The organism is Aeromonas sp. 600886, assembly GCF_049174935.1.
GTDB lineage: Bacteria > Pseudomonadota > Gammaproteobacteria > Enterobacterales > Aeromonadaceae > Aeromonas > Aeromonas veronii_A.
Genome location: NZ_JAAKUB010000013.1, coordinates 73,841 through 93,633 on the forward strand (window position 1 = coordinate 73,841; position 19,793 = coordinate 93,633).

Genomic DNA, 19,793 nt, shown 5'->3' on the forward strand with positions numbered 1-19,793 from the left:
GTAGGCATCGGAGATCATTTGACCCTGCTTGCTGCAAGCAGACAAACATCAAAAGATGTAACGGATAAAGAAGCAGAAAATAAAACCTGAACTGGACAATCATGCAGCCCAAGTATTCAAACCTGTGGGACTTCCTGCCCACCAGCGAACCCGTTTGAGCAATATGATGAGGCTGAAAGTCATTGCATTCATTTGAGCTGATCACGACAAATTTCCCCCCGGAGTGACCCTCTCCTTGAAATACCGGGTAACAAGGGGTATAACCACGCGTTTTATCAGGTGTAATAAGTGAGCGGTATGATGCAAGCCCCCTTTTGGCAGACCAAGAGTCTGCAGCAGATGACTGAATCCGAATGGGAATCCCTCTGCGATGGTTGCGGAAAATGCTGCCTCAACAAGCTGATCGATGAAGATACCGACGAACTGGTTTTCACCAATGTCGCCTGCAATTTGCTTAACACCAAGACCTGTCAGTGCTCTGATTACGCCAATCGTTTCAAAAAAGAGCCTGACTGTCTGCAGATCACCCATGACAAGATCGCCGAATATGACTGGCTCCCCTCAACCTGCGCATATCGCCTGCTGTCTGAAGGTGACGCTCTTCCAGAGTGGCATCCTCTGCTGACCGGCAGTCGTTCCGCGATGCATCAGGCTGGTCAATCCGTCCGTGGCAAAGTCATTCACGAGGATCAGGCGGGTGAATGGATCGATCACATCATCACCTGGGCCAGCTGACACGCTCAACCCGCTATTCTCCAGAGGCAAGGGCTGCACAATGTGCAGCCCTTATTGTTTCTGCAAGCAGGGTTTGTAGCTGCACACATATCTGGCTGGCTAAACCAGACCCCCTCCCAACTGCACATTGAGAGAGATAGAGGCAGAGGCAGAGGCAGAGGCAGAGGCAGAGGCAGAGGCAGAGGCAGAGGCAGAGGCAGAGGCAGAGAATGATTCCATAGTCACAGGCTTATGGGTATTGCTTGATACCCGCGATGGCGCCTCTGTTCACCCCTTAAACCTGATCAGCTGTTCCACGAGCCATAGCAACACTGATGCAATGGCAGGCAAAGCAACCGCCTATCCCCTTAGAGCGCGAATAAAGCATAATCGCATTACAGACGAGGCCTAGGTCAATCCTGGTGAGCCCCTCCCCTTAATCCTCTTCAAATACCCAGTAACAACTGTTGTGGTTGCGATGGAACTGGGGGCGAGTCACAGGGGATGATTACTCCCCCTGAATCGCACGCATAAAAAAACCGGCGCCTTGGCGCCGGTTTTTGCTCACTATGTCTCGATTACAGAGAAGCAGTGAAGGTACGGGTGATGACGTCTTGCTGTTGCTCTTTGGTCAAAGAGTTGAAGCGAACGGCATAACCGGATACGCGGATGGTCAACTGCGGATATTTCTCCGGGTTTTCCATGGCGTCCAGCAGCATTTCACGGTTCATCACGTTAACGTTCAGGTGCTGACCACCCTCTACGTTGGATTCGTGGTGGAAGTAACCGTCCATCAGGCCAGCCAGGTTGGCTTTCTGGGCTTCCATATCTTTACCCAGTGCGTTCGGAACGATGGAGAAGGTATAGGAGATACCATCTTTAGCGTAAGCGAACGGCAGCTTGGCTACGGAAGTCAGGGAAGCAACAGCACCTTTCTGGTCACGACCGTGCATCGGGTTTGCACCCGGACCGAACGGAGCACCAGCACGACGGCCATCCGGGGTGTTACCGGTCTTCTTGCCATATACCACGTTGGAGGTGATGGTCAGAACAGACTGGGTAGCAACAGCACCACGGTAGGTGTTCAGCTTCTGAATCTTCTTCATGAAGCGCTCAACCAGGTCACAGGCGATATCATCGACGCGAGCGTCGTTGTTACCGAACTGCGGGTATTCGCCTTCGATTTCGAAGTCGATGGCAACGCCATCTTCGTCACGAATCGGCTTGACCTTGGCGTACTTGATGGCAGACAGGGAGTCAGCCGCTACAGACAGACCAGCGATACCACACGCCATGGTGCGATATACGTCACGGTCGTGCAGCGCCATCAGAGAGGCTTCGTAGCTGTACTTGTCGTGCATGTAGTGGATGATGTTCAGCGCAGCAACGTATTGCTTGGCCAGCCAATCCATGAAGTGGTCCAGACGATCCATTACGTCGTTGTAGTCGAGGTACTCGGACTTGACCATCTCGGTTTTCGGACCGACCTGGATCTTGAGCTTCTCGTCCATACCACCGTTGATTGCATACAGCATGGTCTTGGCCAGGTTGGCACGAGCACCGAAGAACTGCATTTGCTTACCAACGATCATCGGGGATACACAGCAAGCGATGGCGTAGTCATCGTTGTTGAAATCCGGACGCATCAGATCGTCGTTCTCGTACTGAACGGAAGAGGTCTCGATGGATACCTTGGCACAGTACTTCTTGAAACCGACCGGCAGCTTCTCGGACCACAGGATGGTCAGGTTCGGCTCAGGGGACGGGCCCATGGTGTACAGGGTGTTCAGCATACGGAAGCTGTTCTTGGTGACCAGAGTACGGCCATCAACGCCCATACCAGCCAGGGTCTCGGTCGCCCACATCGGGTCGCCGGAGAACAGTGAATCGTATTCCGGAGTACGCAGGAAGCGAACCATACGCAGCTTCATGACCATGTGGTCCATCAGCTCCTGGGCTTCTTGCTCGGTGATCAGGCCTTTTTGCAGGTCACGCTCGATATAGATATCCAGGAAGCTGGAGGTACGACCGAAGGACATGGCTGCACCGTTCTGGGACTTGACTGCCGCCAGGTAGGCGAAGTAGGTCCACTGTACGGCTTCTTTGGCGTTCTTGGCCGGTACGGAGATATCGCAACCGTACTTGGCAGCCATCACCTTCATCTGTGCCAGGGCACGGTGCTGCTCGGAGATCTCTTCGCGCAGACGGATGGTGGCTTCCAGGTTGACGCCGTTTTCCAGGTCAGCTTGCAGGGACTTGAACTGGGCCAGTTTGTCGGCCATCAGGAAGTCAACACCGTACAGAGCAACACGACGGTAGTCACCGATGATACGGCCACGGCCGTAGGCATCCGGCAGACCGGTGATAACACCAGACTTGCGGCAGTTCAGGATGTCTTTGGTGTAAACGTCAAACACGCCCTGGTTGTGAGTCTTGCGGTACTCGGTGAAGATCTTCTCGACCATCGGGTCCAGTTGACGACCGTACACTTCGCAAGAAGTTTTAACCATCTTGATACCGCCGTTGGCGATGATGGCGCGCTTCAGCGGCTTGTCAGTCTGCAGACCAACGATCTGCTCCAGGCTCTGATCGATATAACCGGCATCGTGTGCGGTAATGGTGGAGGGCAGGTCAGTATCAAAATCGACCGGAGCATGAGTGCGGTTTTCGATTTTGATCCCTTCCATGACCTTGTCCCACAGCTTGGTGGTCGCTTCGGTCGCGCCAGCCAGGAAGGACTCGTCACCTTCATACGGGGTGTAGTTCTTCTGGATGAAGTCACGGGTGTTGACAGAGGTCTGCCATTCACCGGCCGCGAAGCCTTCCCATGCTTTTTGGAACTGTTCGTTAAGTTCTGCCATTTTTCATTACCTCACACGGTATTGATGTAGTATCCCGCAATCATCCTTAATGATGACGACGGAAGATAAACCAGTAAGTCAGACCAACCATCACGCCACCACCGATGATATTGCCGATGGTCACGGGGATGAGGTTGTGTAGGACGAAGTTGGATACGGTCAGGTCAGCAAAGGTTGCCGGATCCTGGCCGATGGCCTGCCAAAATTCCGGACTAGCCACGCTGTGGATAGCGATACCAACCGGAATCATAAACATGTTTGCGATGCTGTGCTCGAAACCTGAGGCAACGAACATGGCAACCGGCAGCAGCATAACCACGACCTTGTCAGTCGCGCTGCGGGCACCAAAAGCCATCCAGGCAGCAAGACATACCATCAGGTTACAGAGGATACCCAGCGCCACCGCTTCAAAGAAGGTGTGGTGAATTTTGTGTTGGGCCACTTTGAGGGCGTTAAGGCCCCACTGACCGTCTGCTGCCGTGTACTCGGCAGAAACGATGATCAGCGCCACCATCAACAGACCACCAATCAGGTTGCCGAAGTAAACCAGACCCCAATTCTTGAGCAGCTGAGCCCAGCTGATGCGATTGGCAGCCTTGGCCACCAGCGTCAGGGTGGTGGAGGTGAACAGCTCGGCGCCGAGCAGCACACAGAGAATAAGTCCGAGAGAGAAGCAGAGACCGCCCACCAACTTGGCCATACCCCAAGGCATGGAGCCGGTTCCCGTCGTCACTGTGATGTAGAAGATAAATGCGATGGCGATGAAAGCGCCTGCGGTGATGGCCAGTGGAATGACCTTGTATGCCGGCTTGGTAGCCTTGGCATAGGTGATGTCTTCAGCCAGTGCAGCGATGGCTTCGGGCTTGAGACAATCGAATGGAGATTCAGCTTTCAATTATTTTCTACCTGAATGTTTTGCCTGTTGAAATCATAACAAAGGGCCAAATAGCCAAAATTGACATTGATCAAGTTTATCAGAGTGCGAATGTAATTTTACTACAAATATTTTAGTGTGATGGCTACGCCACTTTACACCAGGTATCAGCTGAAACAGAAATATCACATTTTTAATGCAATGATTTTAAAGAATTTATTCCAGTGCATGGAAATATGGTATTGGCAAGATATCTTTGCAGATCGACAGCACACCCCCTGCCCTGCCATCAACCCCCTTAGGGGTATTTTTTGTTTTTTATTTCATCTTTGAATAACTATCCCGTGCCTTGCCGCACGATAAACAGAAGGGGCCACACGGCCCCTTCCTTTACAGCAACGATCACGCCCAGTGATGGGCACGCTTGGCCTTTTGCAGCTTCTCGTAAGCCGCCAGCAGCTTCTGGTGCAGCGGGAATTGAGAGAGCGACAAGTCGGCCGTCTCCAACCCGTGGAAGCGCGCTTCGCCACTGGCGTTGGCCCAGGCCTGTGCCAGCGTCTCTTCACCATACATGCGGGTGAAGACGGCGCGATACTGCTCCGGATCCCGCTCCTCGTCGAGGAACAACTCGACGCAGGCGCGCAGGGCGCGGTAGTAGCTGGCACGCTCGGCAGTGAACACCGACTGGTTGAACTCCATGGTCCAGTCGATGAGATCCAGTGCGGTCTCCAGCTCACCGGCGGCCAGCGCCAGCATGGCTTTCAGCTCGCCAACGCGCAGGGTGTGCAGCGCGGTACCCTTGGCAGCGGCGATGCCCAGCAGCTCGCGTACACGGGTGCGCTCGTCGTGCCCCTCTTCATCCAGTTGATCAAACAACGCCATGTACTGCTCGGCGTCCCAATCAAGTGATGGCAATGCCAGGATCACTTCGCGCAGGTTGGCGCCCATATTGTTGTTGGCCAGCAGCAGATCTTCGGCCGGATAGATGTCGGACATGCCCGGCACCAGAATGCGGCAGGCGTAGACACCCAGATGCTCGTAGTCGGCGATATAGACCGGCTGCTCCAGCTCATGGAAGATGCCGATCAGGTGATCGAACTCCTCCTGCGAGGTGCCACGAAAATCCCAGTCGGCAAACTCGAAGTCCGCATCCTGCTTGAACAGATCCCAGCTGATAAGGCCCGAGGAGTCGATGAAGTGGGTCTCGAGGTTGTGGTGATCCGCCACCTGCTCGTTGTCGAATGACGGCGGCACGAACACGTCGAGATCCTTGAGACCGCGGCCCTGCAGCAGCTCAGTGACGGTCCGCTCGAAGGCCACTTCGAAGCGCGGGTGGGCGCCGAAGGAGGCAAAGCAGGTGCCATTGCTCGGGTTGAGCAGCACCACACAGATGACCGGATAACGGCCACCGAGGGAAGCATCGAAGCTGTAAATGGGGAAGCCTTCCGCTTCGAGGGCGGCGATGGAGGCGGCAATCCCCGGATAACGGGCAATCACCTCGTCCGGGATCAGCGGCAAGCTGATGGCCTCGGCGATGATCTTGTTCTTCACGTGGCGCTCGAACACTTCGGAGAGCGCTTGAGTGCGCGCTTCGGTCTTGGTGTTACCAGCGCTCATGCCGTTGGAGACATAGAGGTTGCCGATGATGTTCATCGGGATGTAGACGGTCTCGTGATCGGACTGACGCTCGAACGGCAGGGCGACGATACCGCGCTCTTCGTTGTTTGACTGCAGATCCACCAGCATGTCGGCGGTCACTTCACCATCCGGGTTGTAAAACTTGCGGGTGAAGCTGTCGAGCAGACCGGCCGGGAACTGGTCACCCTCGATGGGGAACCACTTCTCGTTCGGGTAGTGAACGAAATCGCCGTTGGCGACCTGCTCACCCAGATAGAAGTCGGCAAAGAAGTAGTTGGTGGAGAGACGCTCGAAATATTCGCCAAGGGCGGAAGCGAGGGCCGCCTTCTTGCTGGCACCCTTGCCGTTGGTGAAGCAGAGGGCGCACTCTTTGTCCCGAATATGCACCGACCAGACGTTCGGCACGGGGTTGAGCCAGGAGGCCTCTTCGATATCAAACCCTAAGGCTTGCAGCTTGGTCTGGAAGCGTTCGATGGAGTCTTCCAGCGCCGCGTCCTTGCCGGGAATAAAAGTGTGGTCAGTCATCACGATATCCTGATTTTTATTGGCTCATGTTCGGCCGCAGATAATAGCAGGGGTCGGCGGCTTTGGCAGGACAAAAATCAGCAAACAGGGATGAGTCGCACGGTGAGAAACCGGCTTGCCCCCTCTCCCCCGCCACAAACAGCGTGGGCCTGGGGATTGCCCAGGCCCACTGGTTACGCGACGCGATAAACCGTCAGAGCTGCTTGCCCTGGCTCGCAATCACCTGGCTATACCAGTGGAAGCTCGCCTTCTTGATCCGGCGAAGGGAGCCCCCCTGCTCGTCACGCTCCACATAGACGAAGCCGTAGCGCTTCTGATAGCCGTTGAGCCAGCTCAGGATGTCGGTGAACGACCAGGCGCAGTAGCCGAGCAATTCCACCCCATCCTGCATCGCCTCCTGGCACGCCTTGACGTGGCTGCGCAGGTAATCGATGCGGTACTCATCGTTCACCTTGTAGCCCGCCTCCAGCTTGTCGAACTCGCCAAGACCGTTCTCGGTGATCATCAGCGGCAGGCCATAGCGGGAAGAGAGGCGACGCAGGGCGATGCGCATCCCGGTCGGGTCGATGGCCCAGTCCCAGTTGCTGGTCTCAAGGTGCGGATTGGGTGCCGTCTTGTAGAGGCCGGGGATGCCGCTGGACGGGGTAGTGCCCTTCTTGCCGGTGGTGTTGATCCGCTGCAGGGTCTGACCGCCCAAGGGGTTATCTGTGTAGGTCAGGGTGTAGTAGTAGTTGACGCCGATGTAGTCGGGCGTCCCCTCTCGCAGTAACTCCATATCGCCCGGCAGGATCTCCGGCGCCTCGCCGTTTTCCCGCAAGTAAGCGAGCGCCGCCTGCGGATAGCGGCCGAAGCAGTAGGCATCCAGCCACCAGAGGTTGTTGAACTCCTCGGCGTTCTCGTAGGCCAGCATATCTTTCGGATCGCACGACGCCGGATAGGCTGGGGAGTAAGCAAAGCTCGGGCCGATGAGGCCATTTGGCACATGCTGGCGAAACGCCTTGATCACCCGGGCGTTAGCCAGAAAGGCGATATGGTTGGCGGCGAAGAAGCGCTTGCGATCCTGCACAGCGGGCGGATGGGTGCCGAGCTGATAGGCGTTAGTCAGGTTGTAGTTCTGCTCGTTAAGCGACACCCAGTACTTCACCTTGCCGGCAAAACGCTGATAGAGGGTCACGCAGTAGCGTTCGAAATCCTCGATAATGCGTCGGTCTTCCCAGCCGCCGTACTCATCTTGCAGCGCCTGCGGCAGATCCCAGTGATAAAGGGTCAGCACCGGTTCGATTTTGTGGGCCAAGAGGGTGTCGATCAGCTTCTCGTAGAAGGCCAGCCCCGCCTCGTTCACCTCCCCCCGACCGGTGGGATAAATGCGCGGCCAGCTCACCGAGAAACGGTAAGCCTTGAGCCCCATCTCGGCCATCAGCGCCACGTCCTCTTCCATGCGGTGGTAGTGATCCACCGCCACATCGCCGTTGCTCCCCTCAAAGGTCTTGCCCGGCAGCTTGGTGAAGAGATCCCACACCGAGGGCCCCTTGCCATCGGCATTCCAGCCCCCCTCCACCTGATAGGCAGCGGAGGCGGCGCCCCACAGAAAATCGCTCGGGAAGTCGTTGAACTTGTGGTGATGCATCTGGTGTTGCTCCTTCTGCGCTGATGGTGTCAGCCATCTCTGATAACTCGGCGCCCCCTGTCGGGGCGCCCGAAATGAATTGGCATAAGCATCCATCACTTCTAAAATTCCGTCCAATGACAAATATGACCACTCAACATTCCCAACAGGAATGAAAGGAGCCCTGATGGAGCTACGGGATCTGAAAGCCTTCGTCACTCTGGGGGAGGTGCTGCACTTCGGCCAGGCGGCGGTACGTCAGCACGTTACCCAGTCGGCCCTGAGCAAACAGATAAGGCGGCTGGAGGAGGAGCTGGGCGGCGAGCTGTTCGAGCGCAACGCCAGTACCACTCGCCTCACCGGACTGGGCAGGGCGCTGTATGAGGATGCCCGCGCTGTGGTCATCCAGAGCGAGCAGCTCTCGCGCACCGCCCGCGACGTGCTGGCGGGCAATGTCGGCACCCTGCGCATCGGCTTTGGCGTGGCCACCAAGATCCTAGTGCCCGCCGCCATCGCCCGCTTTCGCGCCGAGCGGCCGCAGGTGACCATAGAGCTCAACGATCTCTCTACCCACCACCAGCTGCTGGCGCTGAGTGAAGGCAAGCTGGACCTCGGTTTTTGCCGCCTGCCCGCCCCCAAGGGGTGGCACGCCCTGCCAGTGGTCGAAGCCCACTTTGTCGCCGTGCTGCCCGCCAGCTACCGCGATGTGAGGGAGTTGGCGGATCTGGTGGACAAGCCGCTGGCGATCCTGCGTCGTGACAAGGCCCCATCCTTTTACGATCACCTGATGAACTATCTGGCCCAGAGCGGGCTGCGTTTTCGCGATATCCAGTACGTCAACGACTTTGCCGCTGGCGTCGCCACCGCGGCAGCCGAGATCGCCTGGACCCTGGTCCCCTCCTCCACCACCATAGAGCACCCGGATGTGCTCACCCTCCCCTTGAGAGACGGGGAAGCCTGTTGGACCATTGGCCTTATCCGTCCGCCCCACAGCAAGGGGCCCTTGATCGATGCCTTCTGGGCAACCATCGCCGATATGACGCCAAGATAGACACGCCCTTGGCAAACCGCAGATGGCGGCAACGCATCAACGATAGCGTTCGACGATACGCGCCAACTCGCCGCTTTGTCGCAGCTGTTGCAGGGCACGGTTGAACTCGGTTATCCGGGTATTGAAGCGGGAGTGCTTGCCGATGCAGAGATTGAACGGGGTAGAGGCAAGCTGCAGCGGCACCTCGACCACCTGCCCGGACAATCCCAGCTGGTTGAGTTTGAAACGTGCCACCAGTGGGTCGGTCACCATCAGGTCCCCCCGCCCCGCCGCCAGCATTTTGAAGACATTATCGACATTGATGGTGTGATGAACGGTGAAGCCCGCCAGATTCTCCTTGCCCCAGCCGTTACCGAAATAGTCGAGAAAGGTAAGTGATTTGAAGTCGCTCAAGCGGCTGGCACGCTGAAAATCGGTCATCTGGGGGTGGCCAAGCCGGGTAAATACCGTCAAAACCGTCGTGGTCACGGGCTCCTCCACCACCAATGTGTAAGAGCGGCGCTCCCGGGTGGCGATGGTGACAAAGCCATCGGCCTGCGCCATCCGCACCAGTTTTTGCGCCCGTTGCCACGGATAGCCTTCGTGGTGCACCCGCAGCCCCATCTGCGCCGCCACCCGATCCATCACGTCGATCATCAGCCCGCGCATCCTGCCCTGTTCGTCACGCCACGAATATGGGGCAAAGTCGTCAAAGTAGACCATCTTCAACTCGGCCACCGGCGCTGCCCATGCACTCTGCCACATCAGCAATCCCCACAGGATTGCGCTCCCCAGACTGACTCTCATGGCCGCGACTCCATCCACTTCTGCCAACTCTGAGCCTAGTGCAAAGCGGGCTGCGGCAAGGTTCAGGATCCAGTGGAAAAGTGGCCAACGAAAAAAGAGAGAGGAAGCAATGGCTTCCCCTCTCTCGTTCGTTTGTCAGCACGCCACCTTACCGATGGCGGTCACGGCTAGCCGGTTACGCCAGCTCGGCCCGCAGCGCCCTGGTGGCATCGACCATCACCTTGAGGGCGGCCTCAGTCTCTTCCCAGCCCCGGGTCTTGAGGCCGCAATCCGGGTTGACCCAGAGCCGCTCGGCCGGGATCTGCTTGGCCGCCTTGCGCAGCAACCCCTCAATCCAGCTCTGGCTCGGCACGTTCGGCGAGTGGATGTCGTAGACGCCCGGGCCAATCTCGTTGGGGTAGTTGAAGCGTTCGAACGCTTCGAGCAGCTGCATCTGGCTGCGGCTGGTCTCGATGGTGATCACATCCGCATCCAGCGCCGCCACCGCCTCGATGATGAGGTTGAAGTCGCTGTAGCACATGTGGGTGTGGATCTGGGTGCGGTCCGCCACCGGGCTTGCGCTCAGACGGAAGGCGCGCACCGCCCAGTCGAGATAGGCCTGATGATCCTGCTTGCGCAGGGGCAAGCCTTCGCGGATCGCCGGTTCGTCGATCTGGATGATCTTGATGCCGGCGGCTTCCAAGTCAGCCACCTCGTCGCGAATGGCCAGCCCGATTTGCAGGGCGGACTGCTCGCGGCTCACATCTTCCCGCGGGAAGGACCAGCAGAGGATGGTCACAGGGCCAGTCAGCATCCCCTTCACCGGCTTGTCGGTCAGGCTCTGGGCAAATCGGGTCCATTCGAGCGTCATGGGAGTCGGGCGGTCAATATCGCGGGTGATCACCGGCGGCTTGACGCAGCGGGAGCCATAGCTCTGTACCCAACCGAAGCGGGTGATGGCAAAGCCATCCAGCAGCTCACCGAAATACTCCACCATGTCGTTGCGCTCAGCCTCACCATGTACCAACACATCCAGCCCGATCGCCTCCTGACGCGCGATGGCATCGCGGATCTCGGCCTTAATGCCAGCCTCGTAGGCACTGTCATCGATGCGACCGGAGCGCCAATCCTGCCGCAACACCCGGATCTGGGAGGTCTGCGGGAAGGAGCCGATGGTGGTGGTGGGCAGCAGCGGCAGCTTGAGATCCGAGCGCTGCAGCTCGGCCCTGACCGGATAGGGGCTGTGGCGATCAAAATCGCTGTTGGTGAGGCTGGCGAGCCGTGACTGCACCGCTTTTTTGTGCACCCGGCTGTCGGACTCCCGATCCACGATGGGCTGGCTGTAGGCGGTGATTTTGTCGAGCTCGCCCCCATCCAGATACTCTCTGAGCAGTCCCAACTCGAAACATTTTTGCAAGGCGAAGGCGAACCAGCTGCGGGTCTGGGGATCCAGCTCCTGCTCCAGAGTCAAATCCACCGGGCTGTGCAGCAATGAGCAGGATGAGGCCACCCAGAGCCGCTCGCCGAGTTTGGCTTTCAGTGCCTTCAGAGTCGGCGCCAGCTTGGCCAGATTGGCACGCCAGACGTTGCGGCCGTTGATCACCCCGGCTGAGATGACCCACTGGGCGGGCAGATGCGGCAACAGGGTCTCCAGCTGCTCGGGGGCGGCCACCAGATCCAGATGCAGGCCATCTACCTTGAGGCTGGTGATGATGTCGCGCTGATGGGCCACCGAGCCGAAATAGGTGGTGAGCAACAGCTTGCAGGGGCCGCTCAAGCGCTCGTAGGCGTTGAGGTAGGCCAGCCGCCACTCGTCCGGCAAGTCCAGCGTCAGCGCAGGTTCATCGATCTGTACCCACTCCACTCCCTGGGCGGCCAACTTGGCCAGGATCTCCTGATAGACAATCAGCAGGCGATCGAGCAGTTCAAGGCGGGAGAAGCCGCTCTCTTTCTCCTTGCCGAGCCACAGATAAGAGACCGGTCCCAGCAGCACCGCCTTGACCGGCAGCCCCAGTGCTTTGGTCTCTTCTACCTCGTCAAACAGCTGGCTCCAGCCCAGCTTGAAGCGCTGATCACGGCTGAATTCCGGCACCAGATAGTGATAGTTGGTGTTGAACCATTTGGTCATCTCGGCGGCGGCCGCCGCTGGGCCGGTCGGCGCACGGCCCCGGGCCACCCGGAACAGGGTGTCGAGATCGGTCTCGCCATGGCGGTGACGGGCAGGCACCGCATCCACCAGCAGGCTGGTACCGAGCACCTGATCGTACCAGGCAAAGTCACCCACCGGCAGCAGATTGACCCCGGCGCCGTGCTGGGCCTGCCAGTGGCGCTCACGCAGCGTCTTGCCCACGGCAACAAGTTCGGCCTGAGTGGTCTCGCCACGCCAGTAGGATTCGAGGGCAAATTTCAGCTCGCGCTTGGCGCCGATACGGGGGAAGCCCAGGGTGTGTGCTCGTGTCATAGGTTCATTTCCTTATGCTCATTCATCTGATGGGAAACTGGATGATTTAGCCATCCAGATGTTTACACATCCAAAATGACAAGATAAGGTGACGCTGGCTATTGAATCCTCTTCAAGTGGCTCTCAAATAATCCTCAACTGACCGCCAGTCAGGTTCACCGCGAGGATACAGAGGCCGATTTTTACAGGTGCAAGAGGTGCCGGAGTCAAGAAGCGCAGCAGGCCACCGCCGACCGCAACCTCAGCGCCATACGCAATCTCACAAGGAGCCATCTTATGGCAGTGCCAAGCAATGCAGGGATAGAGATCAAACACTTGAAAACATTGACCGCGCTGGCCGAGCAGGGCTCGCTGGCCGGTGCGGCGCTGACCCTCAACCTCACCCAGTCCGCCCTCTCCCACCAGCTCAAAGAGCTGGAGACCCGCCTCAATCTGGAGCTTTACCTGCGCAAAAGCCGCCCGCTGGTGCTGACCGCGGCAGGCAGCCAGCTGCTCGCCCTTGCCCGTCAGGTACTGCCCGCCCTGGCCCAAACCGAGAAACAGCTGCAGGCCTTGCAGAGCGGCGATGCGGGAAGGCTGCATTTGGCGCTCGATTGCCACAGTTGCATCCAGTGGCTGCTGCCGCTGTTGCCCGATTTTCGCCGCCAGTGGCCCGGGGTAGATCTGGAGGTGGAGTCAGTGCCGGGCTTTGATGCCATCAATGCCCTGCTCGGCGGCCAGCTCGATCTGCTGCTCACCTCCGATGTGCAGGCCCGCGGCGATCTCCACTTCGAGCCGCTTTTTGCCTTCGATCTGACTCTGGTGATGGCGCCGTATCACCCCCTCTGCCACCAGAGCCGCATCGAGCCGGTCGATCTGGAGCCGGAGGTGCTGCTGGTCTATCCGGTGGAGCGCAACCGCATGGATATCTTCAGCCGCTTTTTGCAACCCGCCGGGGTGGAGCCCGCCCGCTGCAAGCCGGTGGACAACACCTCGGTGATGCTGCAGATGGCCGCCGCTGGCCTCGGCGTCGCCGCCTTGCCGCGCTGGGCCAGCGACGAGTTTGTCAGACAGGGGATGCTCTGCGCCCGACCCCTCGGCAGCGGTATTCGTCGCCATATGTACGGCGCGGTGCGGGCCGCCGATCGGGATCAAGCTTGCCTGCAGAGCCTGTTCGAGCGCATTCGCCGCAAGATGGAGGGATAGCCCTCCTCAGCGTGGCTGACCGACCTCTGCCAGCAGTGCAGGCAACTGCGCCTTGATAAAGTCGATGAGGGCCCTGACCGCCGGTGACAGACCGCGCCGCGCGGGATAGAGCATCACCAGCTTGCCATCTTTGGGACGCCACTCGGGCAGCAGTTGTTGCAGCCGCCCATCCGCCAGCTCATTCACACAGGCGTAAAGTGGCAAGCCCACCATCCCGAGCCCCGCCAGCGCCGCCTGTTTGAGGGTTTGCACATTGTCGCTGCGCAGCAGCACATTGACCGCCACCTCCTCACTCTCCCCACTGTCGTGCCGCAGCCGCAACAGATCGGCCTGACGCTCCAGCGAGCTGAAAAGCAGGGCATCCTCTCCTTCCAGCTGGCGTGGATGCGCCAGCGCATTGTGGCGCGAGAGCCACGCCGGGGTCGCCAGCACGCCCCACTGCACCGTACAGAGCGGCACCTGCACCAGACTGGAGGGGGGCTGCTCGAAGGCCACCCCGCGGATCACCACATCCAGCCCCTCCTCCAGCAGATCCACCTGCCGGTTGCTGGCTTGCACGGCGAGCCTCACCTTGGGGTATTGCGCCATAAACGCGGGCAGCAAGCGGGCGAGCAGCGCATCGGCGATGGTAATGGGCACGCTGATCCGTACCAGACCGCTCGGCTCCTGCTGCCGTTGCCGCACTGCCGCCTCTCCGGCCTGCGCCTCGGCCAGCATCGCCTGACAGTGGCGATAGAGCACCTCACCGGCATCGGTCAGGCTGAGTTGGCGCGAGGTACGTTGCAGCAGCCGGGTATCCAGCCGCTCCTCCAGCAGCCTGATCCGGCGCGAGATCCGCGACTTGGGTACGCCAAGCGCCCGCGCGGCGGCAGTGAATCCCTGTCGCTGTACCACATGGGTGAAGAGATAGAGATCATTCAAATCAAGTTCCAGTGGTGTCATCGGGCAGCCTTGGTCAGGGTGAGGTGCATTTACATCGTTCCATTTATGGAACGATAAGAACCTATTTCACCAGATTGTCGCCATTTTTGCAGCCATCATAATGGCCCTGTCCCCATCAGACGGTTGCTGCGCGGGCAATCCGCCCCACCAGCAAGGACCGTTTGACTGTTCCGATATCACAAGGAGTTCACCATGAAACTGCGACAAATCTGCTCTGCCACCCTGCTCGGTCTGGCGACCCTGACCGCCACGCTGGCCACCACAGCAACACCGGCCATGGCCGGTGTTGCTGCCAGCCATCCGACTGTATCACCCAACCGCTATCTGAAGATGCTCTCCCGAGACAATGCGGTACTGCTGCTGGTCGACCATCAGGTCGGATTGCTGAGCGGCGTGCGCGACACCACGGTGGGCGAGCTCAAGCACAACGTGGTGGCACTGGCCAACGCCGCCCGCGCCCTCGGCGTGCCGGTGATCGTGACCGCGACCATGCCCGATGGCATGTGGGGCCCCACCATGCCTGAACTGACCAGTGCCCTGCCGAATGTGAAGGTGATCAACCGCACCGTCATCAACGCTTGGGACGATCCTGCCGTGCGCGCCGCCATTGAGAAGACCGGCCGCAAACAGCTGATCATCGCCGGGGTATCCCTCGAGATCTGCGCCAGCTTCCCGGCCCTCTCTGCCAAGGCTGCCGGCTATGATGCCCGGGTGGTGCTCGATGCTTCCGGCACCTTCAACGAAGCCAAGCGCACCACTGGGCTGCAACGCTTGCTGGGGGCCGGTATCCCGGTCACCGACTACGCCTCTGCCGCGGTCGAGATGCTACGCAGCAACGTCGACCCCAAGGCGCACGATGTCTACAACGCCCTCGACATGCCTTTCGCCACCCTGGTGTGGCAGATGCAAGAGGGTGCCAAGAAGTCGTAACTCGCCCGCCTTCGGTCAGATGACCGAAGGCTTCTTTATGTCTTCAAGAGGTTATATCGATGACCAGACGCCTGACTCTCTCCGCCCCCGTCAAGGGCCAACCGCTGCGCATTGGCAGCGGCTTTGAAGCCAGCCATTTTGGCGAACACTTTTTCAACGGTCTGATAGACCCCGTGGTGATGGTGGATCACTTCCAGATGACCGCCCCCACCTTCGAGCCCCATCCCCACGCCGGGATCTCTGCCGTCACCTATCTGTTCGAGGATTCGACGAGCCCCCACGTCAACTACGACTCCCTCGGCAATCAGGGCCCCATCGAACCGGGGGCGCTCCACTGGCTGGCGGCCGGGCGCGGGGCCGTGCATACCGAGCAGCCGGAAGGGGCATCGCCCTATGTCCACGCCCTGCAGATCTTCGTCAACCTGCCTGCCCGTCAGAAGATGGCGTCGCCTTTTGCCGTCCACGCAGCCGCTGCCACCATCCCCGAGTTTCATGGCGAAGGGGTGCGAGTACGGGTGGTCGCAGGCCACAGCAACGCGGTAACGGCGCCACACTCGGCGGCACTGCCCCAACCCTTTACCCTGCTCGATGGCCATTGCGCGCCCGGTAGCCGCTTCACCCATCAGCTGGCGGCGGGCTGGAATGCCATGATCTATCCCCTGACCGGGTCGCTGACTTTGCAAGCTGAGGGAGAGCGGCACCTCATCCCGGCAGGTCACGGGATGGGGGTCAGCCTCCCTGCCGATGGCGGCGAGGCGGTGGCTCTGCAGCTTGAGGCCGCCGAGTCCTGCCACTTCGTGCTGCTCTCAGGCCAGGCGCTCAATGAACCCCTGGTCAAACATGGCCCCTTCGTCATGAATAGCCACGACGCCATTGCAGATCGGCTGCATGCCTATCAGCGCGGCGAATTTGGCCAGCTCAACGATGAGTGGCTGCGCAACGGCCAATATCGGCCATGAGCACGCTCGCTGGCCACCAGCCACAAAGCACGCGCTGGCCTCTGGTCTTCCTCGCCATTTTTGCCGGTGCCAGCGGCGCCCTCTGCCTTGGCAAAGTGCCCGCCGTACTCGGCATACTGCGCAGCGAGCTGGGGCTGACACTGGTTGAAGCCAGCTATCTCGCCTCGGCTTTCAATACGCTGGCGATCCTCTGCAGTCTCTTTCTCGGCCTGTTGCTGACCCGCTGGAGTGGGCGGCAAACCGGGGTTGTCGGGCTACTGGTTATCGTGGCAGGCGGGGCGTTGGCACTGCCCGCCACCGGGCTGGCCATGATGCTGCTATCGCGCATTGTCGAGGGGATTGGCTTTTTGCTGGTCTCGGTGGCCATGCCCACCTTTATCGTGGCGGTGACCCGGGAGGAGGATAAACGACTAGCCCTGAGTCTGTGGGCGGTCAACCTGCCCCTCGGTGCGGCGGCCGGCATGCTGCTCACCCCCTGGCTCACGGCGCAAGGTGGCTGGCGCCTAGCCTGGCTGCTCCTGATGGCTCTGCAACTCTCGGCCCTGCTGCTTCTGCTGGCCAGTTGTTCGGCAGATAAACTGCGGGTCTGGGCCCCCCAAAACTCGATCAACTCGGGCCACCCGCTGCGCCAACTCACGGTGCTCCGGCAGAAGGCTCTCTGGCGCTACGGGTTGGCGTTCACGCTCTACAGCCTGATGCTATGGGCGCTCTTTGTCTGGCTGCCAACCATGTTGCAAGGCACTCCCGGGATTGGCCAAAGCCAGATCGCCCTGCTCTCGGCGCTGGCGGTGGTCGCCAATATTCCCGGCAACCTGATGGGGGCATGGCTGCTGCGCTGGGGCGTAGCGCGAGATCGGCTCATCAGCTGGGCACTGGGCCTGATGGCGCTGTGCGGCATGCTCGCCTTCTGGCCCGGCCTGTCGCCGTGGTGGGCCTATGGATTGTGCCTCGTCCTCTCCCTGTCGGGTGGCATGGCGCCGCCAGCTATCCTCTCGTCTGCGCAGGGAGTGAGTCAGGGGCCGGTGCAACTGGCCATCGTGCAGGGCTTTTTTGTCCAGCTCGCCAACCTCGGTCAGCTGCTGGGGCCCTTGCTGCTGGCGGCCCTGATGACGGACAGCGGCCATTGGGGGAGCGCTCGCTGGCTCTTTCTGGGCGGCTTGCTGCTGGCAATCGGACTCTATCTGTGGCGCCGCCAGCCCATTGGCGGGCAAGAGCCCAACTGACAGCTAGGCCAAGCTGCATTGATATGTGTCAGGAAGTGCCTGCGAAGTAGCTGCGTAGCGCCTCCACCACCCGCCGAACCTTCTCCGGGATCTCCCGCTGCGGCGTGATGGCGTGGATCTCCATCGGCGCCACCCGAAAACCGGGCAACAGTTCGAGCAGACGCCCCTGCGCCAGATCCTCGCCAATCTCTCCCTCCGGCTGCAGCGAGATCCCCTGCCCCGCCAGCGCAAACTGGCGCAAGGGCAACACGTTATTGCAGAGCACCTTGGCCTTGAACCTCACCCTGTGTTCGCCCCCCTTTTCATCCTGCAGCAGCAAACCGTTGCCCAGCATGTCGCCGCAGAGCCAGTCGTGGGTGGCCAGATCGGCGGGCATGCGCGGCGTCCCCTTGCGCGCCAGATAGGCGGGAGCGGCGCAGAGCAGCATCCGGGTCTGCCCCAGTTTGCGGGCCACCAGGGTCGAGTCAGGCAAGGTGCCGACCCGCAGCGCCACATCGATCCGCTCGGCAATCAGATCCCGCTTCTCGTCGTCGGCGATGATCTGGATGGTGAGGCCGGGATGGGCCTGCAACAGCGGCGAGAGGGCCAGAGCCAGCGGCTGGCCCGCCATCCCCACCGGGGCGGTGATCCGCACTTCCCCGAGCAGGGCGTCGCGCACCTCCGAGAGGCGCAGCTCGGTCTCGCTCAGAGTCTGCTGCAACGCCCGGCAACCTTGCCACACCACCTCTCCCGCTTCGGTCAGACTGAGGCGACGGGTGGAGCGATGGAGCAGGGGCAGCCCGAGCAGGCTCTCCAGCTGGCTGATATGCTGACTGACGGCAGAGGGGGTCATGCCAAGGGATTTGGCCGCCCCTGTCATGCTGCCCGCGTCCACCACGGCGGCGAAGATGGCGTAACGTCTGAGCTGTTCCATTATTAAATCCAGCTTATAAGTGAATACATTTTCGAGGTGATTATTAAATCATAAATGGCGGCGTAGGATAGCCCCATTCCAACAGTGAAGGAGAGTTCCCCATGAAGATTGCCCTGATCGGTGCCAGCGGTTTTGTCGGTTCAGCCATCCTGAACGAGGCCGTCAGCCGCGGCCATCACGTCACCGCCATCGTCCGCGATGTCAGCAAGGTGGCCGCCCATCCGCAGGTCACCGCCGTGGCGGTGGATGCCCAAAACCCGCAGGCATTGGCCGAGGTGCTCAAGGGGCACGATCGGGTGATCAGCGCCTACAACCCGGGCTGGACCACACCGGATATCTACGACCAGTACCTCAAGGGCGCCAACGCGATTGTCGCAGCAGCCAAGGCGGCCAACAGCTGGCTGCTGGTAGTAGGTGGCGCCGGCAGTCTGGAGGTTGCCCCCGGCGTGCAACTGGTGGATACCCCGGAGTTTCCGGCCGAGTGGAAACAGGGGGCGCTGGCGGCCCGCGACGGTCTCACCGCACTGCGTCGTGAAACCGCCCTCGACTGGCGCTTTGTCTCTCCCCCGGTGTTCCTGGAACCGGGTGAGAAGCGCGACGGCTATCGGATTGGTGGCGATCAGGTGCTGTTCAGTGGCGAACAGCCTGCCGGGATCACCGCCGGTGATCTGGCCGATGGCGTGCTGAACGAGGTGGAAAAACCGGCTCACCAGCGCCAGCGCTTTACCCTGGGTTACTGAGAGCCAGCAACCGGTTAAGGCCAGAATGCGCGGTCACTCGCCTGCGCACCCGGTCAGGTGAACACCCGCTCAAACAGAAGGGAGGCATCCGCCTCCCTTCTGTTTTGGCCATTTTTGCCGCTGGCAGCTTGCCTGCCTCCCAATCATTCCCCTTTTAGCTCTCAATGGCTGCGCAAAAAACCATCATCCCATTAGATGCCGAATTCCATTTCGAATTTTGTATATAACTAAGAATAATTTGTTGTTTCCGTCTTATAACACCGAACAGTAGCATCCCCTTCATTCCAGATGGCGCCACACCGCAAGCGCATACCGCCACACTGTCGCGCCATCCCGTTTGCCACTCATCAGGCCTGCCCGCACCAGAGGCAGCAGAAGAGATGGCGCCAGAGATAACGAAAGAGTG

General features: G+C 59.9%; 15 protein-coding genes. 7 read left to right on the forward strand and 8 right to left on the reverse strand.

What is annotated here, in order from left to right; genetic code table 11:
* Window positions 1-300 precede the first annotated feature (300 nt).
* Window positions 301-735 carry a YcgN family cysteine cluster protein gene (locus G5179_RS11860; protein WP_005352569.1) on the forward strand — a complete coding sequence of 145 codons (435 nt, stop codon included), beginning with the start codon at window positions 301-303 and terminating at the stop codon, window positions 733-735.
* Between the two features lie 557 nt (window positions 736-1,292).
* On the opposite strand, the gene pflB is transcribed toward G5179_RS11860, so the two are convergent.
* The 4 genes from pflB to G5179_RS11880 form a co-directional block, all read right to left on the reverse strand.
* Window positions 1,293-3,575: a formate C-acetyltransferase gene (pflB, locus tag G5179_RS11865; protein WP_005352571.1), complete on the reverse strand. Its 2,283-nt coding sequence runs from the start codon at window positions 3,573-3,575 to the stop codon at window positions 1,293-1,295.
* A gap of 46 nt (window positions 3,576-3,621) precedes the next feature.
* A complete protein-coding gene (gene focA / locus G5179_RS11870; RefSeq protein ID WP_005333620.1) occupies window positions 3,622-4,470 on the reverse strand; it encodes a formate transporter FocA in 849 nt (282 codons plus the stop codon).
* A 381-nt stretch (window positions 4,471-4,851) separates the two neighbouring features.
* The gene (ycaO, locus tag G5179_RS11875) at window positions 4,852-6,612 is read right to left on the reverse strand and encodes a 30S ribosomal protein S12 methylthiotransferase accessory factor YcaO (protein WP_421258430.1); all 1,761 of its coding nucleotides are present in this window, start codon (window positions 6,610-6,612) and stop codon (window positions 4,852-4,854) included.
* 193 nt (window positions 6,613-6,805) lie between these two features.
* Window positions 6,806-8,239, reverse strand: coding sequence for a glycoside hydrolase family 1 protein (locus G5179_RS11880; protein WP_421258431.1), 1,434 nt, complete (start codon window positions 8,237-8,239; stop codon window positions 6,806-6,808).
* Window positions 8,240-8,405: 166 nt separating this feature from the next.
* Between G5179_RS11880 and G5179_RS11885 the strand changes: the two genes are divergently transcribed.
* On the forward strand, window positions 8,406-9,269 hold the full coding sequence (locus G5179_RS11885) for a LysR family transcriptional regulator (RefSeq protein ID WP_021231364.1): 864 nt from the start codon (window positions 8,406-8,408) through the stop codon (window positions 9,267-9,269).
* A 36-nt stretch (window positions 9,270-9,305) separates the two neighbouring features.
* Here G5179_RS11885 and G5179_RS11890 read toward each other — a convergent pair whose 3' ends face one another.
* Together G5179_RS11890 and metE are read right to left on the reverse strand one after the other, a co-directional pair.
* Entirely contained in the window at window positions 9,306-10,055 is a 750-nt protein-coding gene (locus G5179_RS11890; RefSeq protein WP_421258432.1) for a substrate-binding periplasmic protein, read from the reverse strand.
* A gap of 175 nt (window positions 10,056-10,230) precedes the next feature.
* On the reverse strand, window positions 10,231-12,495 hold the full coding sequence (metE, locus tag G5179_RS11895) for a 5-methyltetrahydropteroyltriglutamate--homocysteine S-methyltransferase (protein ID WP_421258433.1): 2,265 nt from the start codon (window positions 12,493-12,495) through the stop codon (window positions 10,231-10,233).
* A gap of 276 nt (window positions 12,496-12,771) precedes the next feature.
* Between metE and G5179_RS11900 the strand changes: the two genes are divergently transcribed.
* Window positions 12,772-13,680 (forward strand): LysR substrate-binding domain-containing protein, encoded by a 909-nt coding sequence (locus G5179_RS11900; RefSeq protein WP_421258434.1) that lies wholly within the window; start codon window positions 12,772-12,774, stop codon window positions 13,678-13,680.
* A 6-nt stretch (window positions 13,681-13,686) separates the two neighbouring features.
* Here the strand turns inward: G5179_RS11900 and G5179_RS11905 are convergent, their stop codons facing one another.
* Window positions 13,687-14,622, reverse strand: a complete 936-nt coding sequence (locus tag G5179_RS11905) for a LysR substrate-binding domain-containing protein (RefSeq protein WP_139463080.1) — start codon at window positions 14,620-14,622, stop codon at window positions 13,687-13,689.
* 192 nt (window positions 14,623-14,814) lie between these two features.
* Here G5179_RS11905 and G5179_RS11910 point away from each other — a divergent pair, with 192 nt between their 5' ends.
* Genes G5179_RS11910 through G5179_RS11920 form a run of 3 tightly spaced genes read left to right on the forward strand, consistent with a single transcriptional unit; the run spans window position 14,815 to window position 17,734 of the window.
* Entirely contained in the window at window positions 14,815-15,552 is a 738-nt protein-coding gene (locus tag G5179_RS11910) for an isochorismatase family protein (RefSeq protein ID WP_421258435.1), read from the forward strand.
* 59 nt (window positions 15,553-15,611) lie between these two features.
* Window positions 15,612-16,511 carry a pirin family protein gene (locus tag G5179_RS11915; RefSeq protein ID WP_421258436.1) on the forward strand — a complete coding sequence of 300 codons (900 nt, stop codon included), beginning with the start codon at window positions 15,612-15,614 and terminating at the stop codon, window positions 16,509-16,511.
* Entirely contained in the window at window positions 16,508-17,734 is a 1,227-nt protein-coding gene (locus G5179_RS11920; RefSeq protein WP_421258437.1) for a CynX/NimT family MFS transporter, read from the forward strand. Before G5179_RS11915 ends, G5179_RS11920 begins: the two co-directional genes overlap by 4 nt.
* Window positions 17,735-17,762: 28 nt before the next feature.
* Here the strand turns inward: G5179_RS11920 and G5179_RS11925 are convergent, their stop codons facing one another.
* Window positions 17,763-18,647, reverse strand: coding sequence for a LysR family transcriptional regulator (locus G5179_RS11925; protein WP_227342674.1), 885 nt, complete (start codon window positions 18,645-18,647; stop codon window positions 17,763-17,765).
* A 101-nt stretch (window positions 18,648-18,748) separates the two neighbouring features.
* Here G5179_RS11925 and G5179_RS11930 point away from each other — a divergent pair, with 101 nt between their 5' ends.
* Window positions 18,749-19,387, forward strand: coding sequence for an NAD(P)-dependent oxidoreductase (locus tag G5179_RS11930; protein ID WP_421258438.1), 639 nt, complete (start codon window positions 18,749-18,751; stop codon window positions 19,385-19,387).
* The last annotated feature ends 406 nt before the right edge of the window (window positions 19,388-19,793 follow it).

Bases quoted from the DNA above. Each gene is read 5' to 3' on its own strand.
- G5179_RS11860 (WP_005352569.1), top strand. From the start codon at position 301: ATGCAAGCCCCCTTTTGGCAGACCAAGAGTCTGCAGCAGATGACTGAA.
- pflB (WP_005352571.1), bottom strand. From the start codon at position 3,575: ATGGCAGAACTTAACGAACAGTTCCAAAAAGCATGGGAAGGCTTCGCG.
- ycaO (WP_421258430.1), bottom strand. From the start codon at position 6,612: ATGACTGACCACACTTTTATTCCCGGCAAGGACGCGGCGCTGGAAGAC.
- G5179_RS11880 (WP_421258431.1), bottom strand. From the start codon at position 8,239: ATGCATCACCACAAGTTCAACGACTTCCCGAGCGATTTTCTGTGGGGC.
- G5179_RS11885 (WP_021231364.1), top strand. From the start codon at position 8,406: ATGGAGCTACGGGATCTGAAAGCCTTCGTCACTCTGGGGGAGGTGCTG.
- G5179_RS11890 (WP_421258432.1), bottom strand. From the start codon at position 10,055: ATGAGAGTCAGTCTGGGGAGCGCAATCCTGTGGGGATTGCTGATGTGG.
- metE (WP_421258433.1), bottom strand. From the start codon at position 12,495: ATGACACGAGCACACACCCTGGGCTTCCCCCGTATCGGCGCCAAGCGC.
- G5179_RS11900 (WP_421258434.1), top strand. From the start codon at position 12,772: ATGGCAGTGCCAAGCAATGCAGGGATAGAGATCAAACACTTGAAAACA.
- G5179_RS11905 (WP_139463080.1), bottom strand. From the start codon at position 14,622: ATGACACCACTGGAACTTGATTTGAATGATCTCTATCTCTTCACCCAT.
- G5179_RS11910 (WP_421258435.1), top strand. From the start codon at position 14,815: ATGAAACTGCGACAAATCTGCTCTGCCACCCTGCTCGGTCTGGCGACC.
- G5179_RS11915 (WP_421258436.1), top strand. From the start codon at position 15,612: ATGACCAGACGCCTGACTCTCTCCGCCCCCGTCAAGGGCCAACCGCTG.
- G5179_RS11920 (WP_421258437.1), top strand. From the start codon at position 16,508: ATGAGCACGCTCGCTGGCCACCAGCCACAAAGCACGCGCTGGCCTCTG.
- G5179_RS11925 (WP_227342674.1), bottom strand. From the start codon at position 18,647: ATGGAACAGCTCAGACGTTACGCCATCTTCGCCGCCGTGGTGGACGCG.
- G5179_RS11930 (WP_421258438.1), top strand. From the start codon at position 18,749: ATGAAGATTGCCCTGATCGGTGCCAGCGGTTTTGTCGGTTCAGCCATC.